Source organism: Bacillus sp. JK62, from assembly GCF_053663455.1.
Genome location: NZ_JBSJQA010000003.1, coordinates 178112 through 192390 on the forward strand (window position 1 = coordinate 178112; position 14279 = coordinate 192390).

Sequence of the window (14279 nt, forward strand, 5' to 3'; positions counted from 1 at the left end):
AAGCAGAGGAAAGACTATAATGAAAATTGTTACGCGTGAAACAAAAAAGAAGGCGTTTATTTTTTAGTGGTTTTGTTACGTGTGAAACAAAAATACGAAAGAGGGCTGATGAAATGAAAACACAGGCTGCCATTATCGGGGGAGGTCCGGTCGGGCTGATGCTTGCATCAGAACTGGCGCTGGCCGGAGTGAAAACGACTGTCATTGAACGATTGAAGAAGACGGTGCCATATTCCAAAGCGCTTATCATGCATCCGCGCACACTTGAGCTTTTTGCCATGAGAGGCATATTGGAACGCTTCTTGGAAAAAGGGACGAAGGTGTCTTCCGGCCATTTTTCCATGCTGGATACACGGCTGGATTTTTCTCGGCTGGATACGAAGCAGAATTATTCGTTAATGCTTCCTCAGGCAGAAACGGAGCGGATGTTGGAGGAGTATGCATCAAGTCTCGGCGCAAATATCATCCGCGGGGCGGAAGCGGTGGCTGTCACCCAGACGGATGACGGAGTGGAGACGGTGTTCCGGGACGAAAGCGGAATCCGCACTCTTCACAGCTTATATGCCGCGGGTACAGACGGAGCGGGGAGCATTGTCCGGAAACAGGCGGGCATCGCTTTTTCGGGCACTGATGCCGACTTAACAGGAACCCTTTGTGATGCCGCTTTGAAACATCCGCCCGAATCTTCCTTTTTTTCAACGTGCCGCCTGGAGGGATCGGTTGTGATTATCCCTCTTACGGACGGACTTTTCCGCGTCCTCATCGTTTCTCCGCACGTCCTGCAAAAGCGGAAGGAAGAGCCGGTCACCGAAAATGAGCTGAAAGAAGACCTGCGGCGGATATGCGGCACTGATTTCGGATTGAGTGATCCGGTATGGATGTCGCGGTTCGGCAATGCCGAGCGTCAGGCTGAGCAGTACCGCTCCGGCCGGGTTTTTGTGGCTGGGGATGCGGCGCACATTCATTTTCCCGCAGGCGGCCAAGGCCTGAATACGGGGCTTCAGGATGCCGTCAATCTCGGCTGGAAGCTGGCGGCGCAAATGAAGGGAAAAGCGGCGCCTCATCTTCTGGACAGCTATCATCAGGAAAGGCACAGCACAGGAAAAGAAGTGCTGCACAATATCAAAACGCAGATCAAGCTCATGGATTTTACCGAGTCGGGGATGGCATTAAGAGAAACGATGACCGCTTTGCTGGATTTTCAGGAGTCCAACCGTTTATTGGCGGGAAAAGTATCCGCGCTTGATCTGCATTATGAACCGGATGCGGAGCTGCCGCCGCATACCCTGAACGGAAAACGCCTGCCGGATATCGAACTGACCCTTCATGACGGGCGGCCGGCCCGGCTGTATGATTTTCTCCGCAAGGGCGGCTTTGTGCTTCTGTCATTAAGAGGGAGCATTCCCGCCGGTATTGATACGGACAGCGTGGCGGCAGTCAGGGCGGAGCTTGCTGAAACACGTGCCGATTGGAATGACGTCCACACCGTTTTAATCCGGCCGGACGGCCATGCGGCATGGGCAGCCGGCGGCTCGGGACGTGAAGCGGAAGAAGCTGTCCTGGCCGGTTTGGAGAGATGGGGATTATTCATCTGATAACCTTTTTATGCGCCTGTGTGATTGTTTCTTGTGTAACAAAACGTTATAGTAAAAGAAACAATCAATATGGAAGGGTGACTCAGCAGTTGGACAGAAGACAGCCAGACCATGCAAAACACATGATTCTTGAAGGGCTGACAGATATTTTTCACGAGCAGGAGAGGTGCCAGGAGGATATCAGGGCGTCGTTGGCCGGACGGATGGATGAACTCCGTGAAGAAAATGGGAAAAAGTTACAATTGACCTTGACGGAAATTCACATTTTGTCGTGTATCGGAGATCATGAACCGATCAATGTCACGTCAATAGCGGAAAAAATGAAGACGACAAAGCCGACCGTGTCGAGAAGCTGCGCGAAGTTTTTGGAAGCCGGCTTCCTGCGCAGAACCCGGCTGAGCGACAATAAAAAAGAAGTCTATTTCCGGCTGACTCCTGCCGGGAAAGAGCTGCATTCCCTTCATCATGAATATCATGAATTGATAAAAAAGCGGCTCTTGGCGTTTTTAGACCGCTATACAGATGAAGAACTGTTATTTGCTGAACGGCTGTTCCGTGATCTTTCAGCAAACTGGCGGTCTGTAAATGGCGGCGGAGAGCTGTTCAAATAAAAAACACGCATATGGATGCGTGTTTTTTTATTCGGATCATGTTCCTCTTTCTGCCCGGCCTCTTTCGCCGTGTGCCCGTTTCAGCTGAGAAAGGTGGTGCAGCAGCCGATAGAAGGGCGGAAGCATGGCGATGACGAGAACGATCCGGATGACCTGAACCGCGACGACGAAAGTCGAGTCTTCGTGCAGGGTGATCGAAGTCGCCGCCATCTCGGCGATCCCGCCGGGAGAAAAGGCGAGAACAGATGTAATCATGGAGATGCCCGTTAATTTAGAAACCGCAACCGCGCTCAGAATCATGGCGGCGATTAATCCGACGGAAGAAATAAACCCGACGGTCAGCACTCTCGTCACACCGGTGAACATGCTTTTGTACATTTTTGATCCGATTGTGGCGCCGAGAAAAATTTGTGACAGCTGGTTCGCTTCCGGCGGCCACCAGGCCAGCATGTCTTTGCCCGCCAAGGCGGACACGCCGATTTCTGCAGCAGCAACGCCGATCATGCTGCCGAGCAGCCAAGGGGCGGGGAATTTCAGCCGTTTTGCGCCTTTACTTGCAAGCCAGGCAGCTAAAATAAATCCGGCCGTTAACAAGACGGGAATAAGGCCCGGATGTGAAGCTCCTGCTGAAACGGCTCCGGCTGGTGTCTGAGCCGCACCGTTTTGTTTGGTAAATAAGAAAATGACGAGAAACGGTATTGTCATGACGACCAAAAGGACGCGCGTCAGCTGAATAAGGCTTACAATCGCGGTGTTTGCGCCGACTTCCTGGGCGATACCCGGCATGGCGGATAAACCGCCCGGCGCCGTTCCTACAAAGCTTGTCATCATGTCCGTCCGGCTGAACCGAAAGAGCACATATCCGGAAACAAGCGCCATCACGATAGAGAAAATCAGCATGAAGCCTACCGGAAGCCAATGCTCCCGTAAAACCGACAGAACGGACAGGTTCAGTTTCTGGCCGAGTTCGATGCCGAGGATCATTTGTCCCGCTGCAAGCCATCTGCGGTGAATCCCTCTTCTGTCAGGCGCCATGAACAGCCAGCGGGGCCTCGTCATGGAGAGGATGCAGCCGGCGGCCAGCGTTCCGAGCATCCAGGCGATCGACATCCCTGTAAGCGAAAGAAGAAACCCCCCTGCCGCACTGATGAGAATAAACCAGATATCTGTAAGGAGATGTTTGTCTTTCTTCAATGAAAACCCTTCTTCCTGAAACATTCATATTAAATTGTTAAGCTCGTTAACCTTACTATTACTATAGTATAGATTTTGAGATAAATAAATAATGAATTATTTCTCATAATCCATTCATTTTTCTTATCGCAAACGCAAAAAAAGCTCCGGAGATGGGTGAGTGCACCCTACTCCGAAACCTCGCCCGCTTTTCCTTTCCACACAAGCGTCAATCCCAGACCGAGAAATAAAACCACACCTGCGAACAGAAACGGGAAGTGAATATTCATATCAAATAAAATACCGCCCAGAGCCGGGCCGAAAATGGTGCCCAAACTCGTGTATGTTGAGTTCATACCGGCAACAAACCCCTGCTGATTTCCTGCGATTTTCGATAGATAAGTAGTCAGTGCCGGGCGCAGTAAATCAAACGCAAGGAAAATGATGCAGGTGACAGCGAGCACGGGCAAAAACCCTGACATCACCGTAGAAACGAAAGCCAGCACAGCGCCGATGATCAGACAAAGCTGAATGACTTTTTTCTCTCCGAGGAAGTTGACAAGTCTGCCGAACGCGAGCACTTGAATGAGGACTGCCACAATGGAGCTGAACGTAATAATAATGGCGATATCCTTTGGCGTGAAGCCGAATTTATGGTTTGTAAATAAGCTGAATACCGTTTCGTACGCCGACAGCCCGAATGCCAAAACAAAAACGATGATAAAGGCGATCAAGTAGCTTGGATGAATCGACTTTTTCAAATCTTTTAAGAAGGTTGATTCTTTGGCGCTTTCCATCTGCTTTGCGCGTTCTTCTTTAGTTAACGGCTCTTTCAGCATAAAGACAGAGGAAATCACTGCGATAAATGCAATTCCCGCCGCAAAGAAAAACGGCATACGAACGCCGTGATCGGCAATAAATCCTCCTATGCCGGGCCCGATGATAAACCCTGTGCTGATGGCGGCAGATACATAGCCCATCGCCTTCGATCTTTCCTGCACCGTCGTAATATCTGCGACATACGCTGTAACAGCGGGCATGATAAAAGCGGCACTGATGCCCCCCAGCACCCTTGCGAAATATAAAATGGAGACATGTGTGCCCAATCCGAAGGTCAGTTCGGATAATGCGAACAAAAACAGTCCGGCGAGAATCATGATTTTTCTGCCGAAGCGGTCAACCCATCTCCCCGCAATGGGGGATGCAATTAATTGCGCGACGGCGAAGGCAGCGACAAGGTATCCCATTGTGCTGCCCGTCAAGTGCATCACATTCATAAACAGCGGCATAACGGGAATGATCAATCCGATGCCTAAAAACGCAATAAATATGTTGCTTAATAAGATGATGAGTACAGCCTTTTGTTCTCTGATCGGTTTTTGCATGTTGTTTCTCCTTTGTCAGCTGTCATTCTGTTTATCAGCGTTGATCGACCCGTGAATAAACACGGAGATGGCTTCTTTTTGCAATTCGATTCTTTGCTGAATGGTATCGTTTTTATATAACACATCTAAACCGTAGAAGACGGATAGCAGGATTTTTACTTTTGATTCGACATGAGGAATGGACCAGCTGCCGTCTTGATTTCCCTCTTCTAAGATCTCTCTCATCACATCGTCATATTCAATATCAATTTTGTTGAGCCGCTTTACGACCTCCTCTGACGTAAACGCACTCGCATAAAACTCTTCACTTGCTCTCATAAGCGGGTAATTGATGCTCATCCGGCTCAGCAGCTCCGCAAAGCCCGTCAGCTTTTCGGCAGCATCTTTCAGATCGGATTCCATTTCCCTCCACGTCTCGATCATCACGCGGTGATCCTCTTCCATGATATGAAGAAACAGAAACTCTTTTCCTTTAAAATGGTGATATAGATTGCCTTTACTGATCTCGGCCGCTTCTAAAATATCCCGAATTGATGTTTCTGAATATCCTTTTTTTGCAAATAAGTCACGCGAAGCGGATACGAGCCTGTTCTTCGTCTTTTCGCTCTTTCCGGCACCGCCTTTTGTATTTGTCACTTCACACAGATCCTTTCCGCCTCATTCATATCGTTGTCCCGGCAAAGCGGGTTCGGGTCGTTTAAAACCGACCAGTTGGTTTATTTTATTATAAAGGGTTTTTGCTGACTATACAATGAAGAAGTTATCCATTGTTTAGTGGAAGTATAAAAACGGCTCGAAAAATAAACCCCATTCTCTCCTGTTGAAAGAACGGGGTTTGTCAGCCGTCTGAAGACTCCCGGCGGGGGAGCGTGATCTGCCTGAATCGTTATTTTCCGGTATTTACCTCGGTGTAGCTTGTGTTCGGCGCGTTTGATACCGTTCCCCCTGTATGGTGGAAAGGAGAGTGGGCCATATCGTATAAAAACCAGACGGCATGACGCTGCTCGTCAAATGCCGTGCGGGCAAATAACCGTTTCGCTTCCGGATGCACCGCTCTATCGGATGCCTGCAAATAAAAATCATTCGTTTTCTGCTCATCATAAAACGCCGCCCTCAGTCCTTCTCTGTATGTGTGCGGACAATGCTCCGTCTGTTTCGGCGTCAACTGTTTTCCGGTAATTGACGTATACAGTGAAGAGAAAGCGTGCATGTGGCGCACTTCTTCCTCTCTGATATGTTCGATTCGTCTTCTGATTTCTGCGGTCGGCGCTTTTTCGGCTAATATTGAGTAGCAAATCACAGCGCTGTATTCACCGTTTATGGATTTTACCAGATCCTTTATAAGCACAGAATCGTCACTGCAGATGGCTGTATAATGAAAAAAATTCTCGTGCATTGGACTCACCCCCGGATGTTTATAGGGTATTATACGGCGGCAGCCCGTGACATGTGCGGATGTCATTTTTATTCTTGATCCAGCGGCGATGTAATATGGTCGTCGTATGTGTCGACAAAAAGCCGGCCGTTGCTTCCGCGCACAGCGTATACGACGTCTTCCGGTTTGAGGTTTCTCTTATCCAATTCTTCTCTCAGCCATTTTTCCGATACGTGGTTTTCTTCCAGATTTTTCATCACCAGCCGGCCGTCCATAATCAGCTCAACGGCAAAGTTCTTTTCATGTCCGGCAAAGATGCCGAGATCCTGTCTTGTAACGGGCGCAAATTCCGGTTTGACCTCCACTGACATGCTGCCGTTTGTTTCAATGATGGCAGTCTGAACCTGAGAAATGTCAAATACATCATTTTCACGAAGCTGCTGGTTCAAGTAGTCGAGGGTATAGCGCATCTTTTTCATATTATGCTCAAGTATTTTTCCGTTTTGAATGATAATGGTCGGTTTGCCTGCAAAGAAACCCCTGGCAGTTCTGTTTTTCATAGAAAGATATGCGACGAGATAAATAATGACCACGAAAATCGTGTAAGCACTGACAGTAAAATGAATCGGCAGTTTTGTATTAAACGACAGATTGGCTGTGATGGCGCCGAGCGAGATGGCCGCAATGAAATCAAAAAGCGTCATCTGTGAAATGGTTTGTTTTCCGAGTATACGGGCGCCGATAAACAGAATGCTGAACGACAGAATCGTTCGCACAATCACTTCGGGATATTCTGACATCATATTTAATCCTTTTTTTCTTTAATTTGGTCAAAAACGATATGTTTTAAAACAGTCATCCCGTTTTTACCAGCAGATGAGATTGGTCATTTTCGTCAACTTTCGATAAAATGTAGAAAGATAAAAAGAGAGGGGTCTTCTAATTTGGGTGTTGAGTTTTTAGTAGGCAGATCGGGGAGTGGGAAAACGAGGCTGATTATCGACAGCATTCAAGATGAACTGCGCCGGGAGCCGTTCGGGAAACCGATCATTTTTCTAGTCCCGGATCAAATGACGTTTTTAATGGAATATGAGCTTGCTAAAACGCCGGATATCGGAGGCATGATACGCGCTCAAGTGTTCAGTTTTTCGCGTTTGGCGTGGCGCGTGCTTCAGCATACCGGGGGCATGAACCGTCCGTTTGTGACGACGACGGGTGTGCAGATGCTTTTAAGGAAACTGATTGAAGAACATAAGCACGATTTTAAAGTGTATCAAAAAGCGAGTGACAAAGCCGGATTCACTGAGCAGGTGGAACGGATGCTGACAGAGTTTAAGCGATACTGTATTGAGCCTGAAGACGTCCGCCGCATGGCGGAAAGCGGAACGGCGTCAGAGTATCGCGGAGAGCGGATGTTGTCTGAAAAACTTCATGATTTAGGGATTTTATATCAGCAGATGGAAAGAAGCCTCGCCGGACACTATTTGCATTCAGAGGACTATTTGACGCTGCTCGCTCAGCAGATTCCTTTGGCGGACGTTGTAAAAGGCGCCCGTGTTTACGTCGACGGATTCTATCAATTTACGCCGCAGGAATTAAGGGTGCTGGAGCAGCTGATCATGCATGCTGAACATGTCACATTCTCGCTGACGGCGGACAGCCCTTCGGCGGAACAGGCACCGGATGAGCTCGATCTGTTCAGAATGACGGGAAGCACATACTATAAGCTTTATCAGACGGCAAAGGAATTGAATGCCGATATTTCCTGCAAGGAACTGCATGGCACGAAGCGGCATCGGCATGTGCCGGAGCTTGCCTGTATAGAGTCGCAGTACGATGTGCGTCCCGCCGCGTCGTATACCGGCGGACAGGAAGCTTTTACCGTCATGCAGGCGCAAAACAGAAGAGCTGAGCTCGAAGGTATTGCCCGGGAAATTCAATCGCTTGTCCGGGACGGAGGATACCGGTACAAAGATATGGCGATTCTCATCCGTCAGCCGGAAGATTATAAAGATTTGCTGAAGGAAGTGTTTGCCGATTACGGGCTTCCTTATTTTATTGACGGAAAAGCTTCTATGCAGCATCACCCGCTTATTGAATTCATCCGTTCAAGCCTGGATGTCGTGAAGGGGAACTGGAGATATGAAGCGGTGTTCCGCTGTGCGAAAACCGAACTGTTATTCCCGCTTGATCAGCCGGAGCAGAAAATAAGAGAGCAGGTTGATCAGCTTGAAAATTACTGTATCGCCTACGGCATTAAAGGGGAGCGCTGGACGAACGGCGAGCGGTTTGTATACAGGCGCTTCGTATCGCTCGATGAGGATTTCGCGCAGACGGATCAGGAAATCGAGATGGAACACATGCTGAATGAGACGAGAGAGTGGATAGCTGCACCCCTTGTCCGGCTGCAGAACCGGATGAAAAAAGCGAAAACGGTTCAAAGTATGGCGGAGGCTCTTTATCTCTTTTTGGAAGATACCGATGTTCCCCTGAAGCTGGACCGGAAAAGGCAGCGGGCCGAAGAGGCCGGAAACATGATCGAAGCGCAGCAACACGGCCAGGCGTGGGATGCCGTTATCCAGCTTCTCGAGGAGTTTGCCGGCATGATGGGTGAAGATGAAATATCTTTAGCGCTGTTCCAGCAAATGCTTGAAACGGGAACGGAATCGCTTCATTTTTCTTTAATTCCTCCTGCGCTTGACCAAGTATTTGTAGGGAATATGGATCTCTCAAGAATATACGGCACGTCCTGCACATTCGTCATCGGGGCCAATGACGGCGTTCTTCCGGCGCGCCCGGATGAAAACGGCGTGCTGTCTGATGATGACCGGGAGTGGCTGAAAGCAGTCGGAGTGGAGCTGTCTTCCGCGGGGCGTGAGCGGCTGCTTGATGAGCATTTTCTCATCTATATGGCGCTGTCGAGTCCGTCTGACCGTCTCTATGTGTCATACCCGATTGCCGATGCGGAAGGAAAAACGCTCCTGCCGTCAATCGTTGTAAACAGGCTTGGCGAGCTGTTTCCCGATCATCAGGAAAAGCTGTCAGCGGCTGATCCCGAGCAGGTAAGCGAAGAAGAGCAGCTTCAGTATCTCGTCAATAAACAGGTGGCTCAGACATATACGGCAAGTCAGCTCAGGCTGTGGACAAGAGAGTACGAGATCAGTGACGTATGGTGGAGCGCATACAATGTGCTGATGAAAGAGTCTGATCACCAGCGTGCGAAAAAGCTGTTTTCAAGCCTGTTTTTCCGAAATGAGGCGAAGCGTCTTGAACGGCCTGTTTCGCGCCAGCTTTACGGCGAGCATATTAAAGGAAGCGTCTCCCGGATGGAGGCGTTTAATGCCTGCCAGTTTTCCCATTTTGCATCTCACGGGCTGCAATTAAAAGAGCGGCAGTTTTTCAAGCTGGAAGCGCCGGATATCGGCCAGCTGTTTCACTCCAGTCTGAAGCTGATTTCAGACCGGCTTCGTGAGCAGAAGCTGGAATGGCGCGATCTGACGAAAGATCAGTGCCGGAATTTCTCCTATGAAGCGGTGGAACGGCTTGCGCCAAAGCTGCAAAAAGAGATTCTGCTCAGCTCAAACAGACACTTCTATGTGAAGGAAAAACTGCAGAAGATTGTCACGCGTGTTTCAGGCATATTAAGCGAGCATGCGAAGGCGAGCGGTTTCGTCCCGGTCGGTCTTGAACTCGGTTTCGGCGGAAGCGGACCGCTGCCTCCGCTCACTTTCACGCTGAAAAACGGCTGTACGATGGAACTCGTCGGACGGATCGACCGCGTGGATAAAGCGGAAAGTTCAAAAGGCCTGCTGCTGAGAATCGTTGATTATAAATCAAGCGACAGGGGGCTTGATCTGGCTGAGGTGTATTACGGGCTCGCTCTGCAAATGCTCACATATCTTGACTTATCGATTACACATTCCGCGGATTGGCTCGGCATGAAAGCGACCCCGGCAGGCGTTTTGTATTTCCATATCCATGATCCGATGATTCAGGCCAGTCTGCCGATGGGGCTTGATGAAATCGAGCAGGAAATTTTTAAGAAATTTAAAATGAAAGGCCTTCTCCTCGGTGACCGGGAGGCGATCAGCCTGATGGACACGACTTTGGAGGAAGGGCGTTCAAATATCGTCAATGCCGGTTTGAAAAAGGACGGGTCTTTAAGATCCGACTCAGCCGCGGTCAGCGAACAGGACTTTCATCTGCTGACAGACCATGTGCGGCGGACATTTGAACAGGCGGGCGAAGCGATAACGGACGGGCTTGTGTCCATTACCCCGTATAAGCTGAAAGATAAGACGCCTTGTACGTACTGTGCGTTTAAATCGGTGTGCCAGTTTGATGAGTCGCTGAAGGAAAATGAATACCGCAGCCTGAAAGCGGAAAAAGACGGCACCATACTGGATTGGCTGAAAAAGGAGGCGGATGATGATGCAAATTCCTAAACCGAAAGACAGCATATGGACGGATGACCAATGGAGCGCAATCGTTTCTTCCGGCCGCGATATTCTTGTCGCTGCCGCAGCCGGATCAGGTAAAACGGCCGTGCTCGTGGAACGGATGATCAGAAAGATAACCGCGGAGGAAGATCCGGTTGATGTTGACAGGCTCCTTGTGGTGACCTTTACAAACGCCTCAGCAGCAGAGATGAAGCATCGGATCGCGGAAGCATTAGAAAAAGAGCTCGCCAAAAATCCGGGATCTCTGCATATCAGACGGCAGCTCTCTCTATTAAATCGGGCGAGCATTTCGACGCTTCACTCTTTCTGCCTGCAAGTGCTTAAAAAATATTATTATATGATTGATCTTGACCCCGGTTTTCGGATGGCTGACCAGACGGAAGGCGAATTGCTCGGAGACGAAGTGCTTGATGAGCTCTTTGAAGATGAATACGCAAAAGGGAATCAGGCGTTTTTTGAGCTTGCGGACAGATATACGACAGACAGGCATGATCTGGATCTTCAAGACCTTGTCAAACGGGTGTACGAGTATTCCCGGTCGCATCCTGACCCGGAAGCGTGGCTGCAAAGCTTTGTCCGCCTGTATGACGTGACGGAAGAAAGCAAAATGGAAGAGCTTCCGTTTTACCAATATGTGAGAGAAGATGCTGAAATGGCGCTCTACGGGGCGAAACAAAAGCTTGAGAAGGCGCTTGAACTGACAAAAGCGCCCGGCGGGCCGGCCCCGCGCGCTGATCATTTTCTGGATGACCTTCAGCAGATAGAAGAGCTGATCAGCTGCCGGCATGACTTCGATGCGCTGTATGAACGGGTTCCCGCAGTCTCATTTAAGCGGGCGAAGGCGGTAAAGGGTGATGAATTTGACAAAGCGCTTTTGGACGAAGCGACCGATTTGCGAAACGGCGCGAAGAAACTGATCGAAAAGTTAAAGACCGATTACTTTACAAGAAGTCCGCAAGATCACTTGAAGAGTTTAACAGATATGAAGCCTGTCATCGAAACGCTCGTTCAGCTCGTGATATCGTACGGAAAACGATTTGAAGCGGCGAAACAAGAAAAATCAATTATTGATTTCTCAGATTTGGAACATTACTGCCTGGCGATTTTAACTGCGGTTGATGAAGAAGGCCGGCGGGTGCCGAGCGAAGCGGCCGTTTATTATCAAGACCAGTTTCATGAAGTTCTGGTTGATGAATATCAAGATACCAATCTTGTGCAGGAGTCTATCCTGCAGCTTGTTAAAAGCGGGAATGAAGAGGCGGGAAATCTGTTTATGGTAGGCGACGTCAAACAATCGATCTACCGTTTCAGACTTGCTGAGCCGCTGCTGTTTCTCGGGAAATATAAAAGGTTTACAGAAAGCGGGGAAGGCGCGGGGCAGAAAATTGACCTGAACCAAAATTTCCGCAGCCGCTCCGATATTTTGGACAGTACGAATTTCTTGTTTAAGCAGCTGATGGGCGGAAAAATCGGCGAAGTGGACTACGATGAACAGGCGGCATTGAAGCTCGGCGCATCGTATCCGCCGAATGACGCGGCAAAAACGGAACTGCTGCTGATTGACAGCGCTGATGACGCAGACAGCTCCGAGGATGCCGAAGACTTTGAAACCGTGCACTGGGAAGCGAAAGCGATAGCCGGGGAGATCCGAAAGCTTGTCTCGTCTCCGTTTAAGGTATATGACGGGAAAACAAAAACACACCGGAATATCCAGTACCGGGATATCGTGATTTTGCTGCGCTCCATGCCGTGGGCGCCGCAATTAATGGAAGAGCTGAAAAACCAGGGCATTCCGGTGTACGCCAATTTGACGTCGGGTTACTTTGAAGCCGTGGAGGTGGCTGCGGCGCTTTCAGTCTTGAAGGTGATTGATAATCCGTATCAGGATATTCCGCTTGCTTCCGTGCTGCGCTCGCCCATCGTCGGCTGTGACGAAAATGAACTTGCGCTGATACGCCTTGAAAAGAAAAAAGCGCCGTTTTATGAAGCGCTGAAAGCATATATAGCGAACGGTGACAGGCATGATGAACTGTATCAAAAACTGAGAACCTTTTATGACAGTCTGCAAAAGTGGCGGTCATTTTCGACGAATCATTCGGTGTCTGAGCTGATTTGGGAAGTATACCGCGATACCGGATATTTTGACTATGCAGGCGGCATGCCCGGCGGAAAGCAGCGCCAGGCCAATCTGCGCGTCTTGTATGACCGGGCGCGCTCGTACGAAGCGACGGCGTTCCGCGGGTTATTCCGCTTTTTGCGGTTTATTGAACGGATGCAGGAGCGCGGCGATGATCTGGGGACCGCCCGTGCGCTCAGCGAGCAGGAGGATGTCGTTCGGCTGATGACGATCCACAGCAGCAAAGGACTTGAATTTCCCGTCGTTTTCACCGCCGGACTCGGCAGAAGTTTTAATATGATGGATCTCAACAAATCATACCTGCTTGATAAAGAGCTCGGTTTCGGCACGAAGTATATTCATCCGGAACTCAGAATCAGCTATCCGACTCTTCCGCTTGTGGCGATGAAGAAAAAGATGCGCAGAGAGCTCTTATCCGAAGAATTGCGCGTATTGTATGTGGCGCTGACCAGAGCGAAGGAAAAGCTGTTTCTCGTCGGTTCCTGCAAAAACCGGGAAAAACAGCTGGCCAAATGGCAGGCGCAAGCAGACCGGGCCGATTGGCTTCTTTCTGAATTCGACCGCTATCAGGCGTCATCTTATTTGGACTTTATCGGGCCGGCGCTCATCCGCCACCGTGACATGGAGGCGCACAGGACGCCGGGACTTTCTTCGACTGAGGATATCGCGCGCGACCCGTCGCGTTTTCACATCCGGATGCTGCAGCAAAGTGAATTGCTGGAAGAGAATCCAAAAGAACGTGCTGAAGAAAAGAGCAAACGTCTCAAGGCGATACAGCAGGGCGAGCCGATTCCTGGTTCGTTTTCATTTGATGATCAGGCGCGCCGTCTGCTTGAATGGGAATATCCGTACCGAGAGCTGACGGCTATCAGAACGAAGCAGTCAGTTTCTGAGCTGAAGAGAAAGCAAGAGTACGAGGATGAATACAGCGGCCGCTCTCTCATCAAACCGTCAGGAGACACGCTTTTATACAGGCGTCCCGGTTTTATGATGAAAAAAGGGCTGACAGCCGCCGAAAAAGGGACGGCGATGCATACGGTGATGCAGCACATACCGCTGACGCACATTCCGACTGCCGAAGAAGCAGAGCGGACGGTCCGGATGCTTTACGAAAAAGAGCTGCTGACAGAAGAGCAGCAGGAAGCCATTGATATAGAAGAAATTGTCCGGTTTTTCGGAACTGAAATCGGTAAAGACCTTCTCGGGGCGCTGCGGATTGACCGGGAAGTGCCGTTCAGTATGGCGCTTCCGGCCGGCGAGGTGTACAAGGATGCCGAAACGGCCGGTGAACCGCTGCTCGTACAAGGGATTATTGACTGCCTCTACGAAACTGCGGACGGTCTCTATTTGCTGGACTATAAAACAGATCGGATAGAGGGGAAATTCCGGAGCGGATTTGAAGGCGCGGCTCCGATTCTGCAAAAAAGATATGAAACACAAATCGAATTGTATACAAAAGCGGTTGAACAAATTACAAAAACGAAAGTAAAAGGGCGTGCGCTCTATTTCTTCGATGGAGGTCACGTTCTTACACTGTAACAAG

At 49.7% G+C, this 14279-nt stretch carries 9 protein-coding genes; 4 read left to right on the forward strand and 5 right to left on the reverse strand.

Annotation, left to right across the window (positions count from 1 at the left end):
* The first annotated feature begins 113 nt into the window (after positions 1–113).
* Entirely contained in the window at positions 114–1595 is a 1482-nt protein-coding gene (locus ACWJJ4_RS10485) for a monooxygenase (RefSeq protein ID WP_182068767.1), read from the forward strand.
* Between the two features lie 89 nt (positions 1596–1684).
* On the forward strand, positions 1685–2206 hold the full coding sequence (locus tag ACWJJ4_RS10490) for a MarR family transcriptional regulator (protein ID WP_012117244.1): 522 nt from the start codon (positions 1685–1687) through the stop codon (positions 2204–2206).
* A 36-nt stretch (positions 2207–2242) separates the two neighbouring features.
* Here the strand turns inward: ACWJJ4_RS10490 and ACWJJ4_RS10495 are convergent, their stop codons facing one another.
* The 5 genes from ACWJJ4_RS10495 to ACWJJ4_RS10515 form a co-directional block, all read right to left on the reverse strand.
* The gene (locus ACWJJ4_RS10495; protein ID WP_003155155.1) at positions 2243–3400 is read right to left on the reverse strand and encodes an AbrB family transcriptional regulator; all 1158 of its coding nucleotides are present in this window, start codon (positions 3398–3400) and stop codon (positions 2243–2245) included.
* 167 nt (positions 3401–3567) lie between these two features.
* A complete protein-coding gene (locus tag ACWJJ4_RS10500) occupies positions 3568–4764 on the reverse strand; it encodes an MFS transporter (RefSeq protein WP_003155154.1) in 1197 nt (398 codons plus the stop codon).
* A gap of 15 nt (positions 4765–4779) precedes the next feature.
* Entirely contained in the window at positions 4780–5400 is a 621-nt protein-coding gene (locus ACWJJ4_RS10505; RefSeq protein ID WP_070081597.1) for a TetR/AcrR family transcriptional regulator, read from the reverse strand.
* Between the two features lie 250 nt (positions 5401–5650).
* The gene (locus ACWJJ4_RS10510) at positions 5651–6160 is read right to left on the reverse strand and encodes a ferritin-like domain-containing protein (protein ID WP_014304752.1); all 510 of its coding nucleotides are present in this window, start codon (positions 6158–6160) and stop codon (positions 5651–5653) included.
* Between the two features lie 68 nt (positions 6161–6228).
* A complete protein-coding gene (locus ACWJJ4_RS10515; protein ID WP_021734194.1) occupies positions 6229–6942 on the reverse strand; it encodes a DUF421 domain-containing protein in 714 nt (237 codons plus the stop codon).
* Positions 6943–7083: 141 nt separating this feature from the next.
* Between ACWJJ4_RS10515 and addB the strand changes: the two genes are divergently transcribed.
* Together addB and addA are read left to right on the forward strand one after the other, a co-directional pair.
* Entirely contained in the window at positions 7084–10584 is a 3501-nt protein-coding gene (gene addB, locus ACWJJ4_RS10520; protein WP_326374958.1) for a helicase-exonuclease AddAB subunit AddB, read from the forward strand.
* Positions 10571–14275 carry a helicase-exonuclease AddAB subunit AddA gene (addA, locus tag ACWJJ4_RS10525; RefSeq protein ID WP_265210164.1) on the forward strand — a complete coding sequence of 1235 codons (3705 nt, stop codon included), beginning with the start codon at positions 10571–10573 and terminating at the stop codon, positions 14273–14275. The genes addB and addA overlap by 14 nt, the downstream gene beginning before the upstream one ends.
* Positions 14276–14279: the final 4 nt, after the last annotated feature.